The following is a 242-nucleotide window of genomic DNA, read 5'->3' as shown; positions in this document are numbered from 1 at the left end:
CACCGGCTGCCGCACACCCCCGACGAGGTCGTCGCGACCGAGGGCTGACGGACTAACCGGCCTCCCCCGGGCGTTGAGGACGACGTGGAGACCTACGACGCGGTGGTGGTCGGCGCCGGCCCGGCCGGCCTGTCGGCGTCGTACCACCTGCGCCGGCTCGGCCTGCGCCACGTCGTCCTCGACGCCGACCGCACGCCGGGCGGCGCGTGGCAGCACCGCTGGGACTCGCTGACCATGCACGA

1 protein-coding gene is annotated in these 242 nt (G+C 75.6%); it reads left to right on the top strand.

Features of this window, described 5'->3' with window-relative positions; translation table 11 throughout:
- Nucleotides 1-84 precede the first annotated feature (84 nt).
- Nucleotides 85-242, top strand: a 158-nt coding sequence (locus tag QWY29_RS21375; RefSeq protein WP_300963083.1) for an FAD-dependent oxidoreductase, incomplete at its 3' end; no start/stop codon positions are given.

This window comes from Nocardioides abyssi (genome assembly GCF_030412915.1).
In the GTDB taxonomy this organism is placed as follows: domain Bacteria; phylum Actinomycetota; class Actinomycetes; order Propionibacteriales; family Nocardioidaceae; genus Nocardioides; species Nocardioides abyssi.
This window is presented reverse-complemented; position numbering and strand designations above follow the sequence as displayed.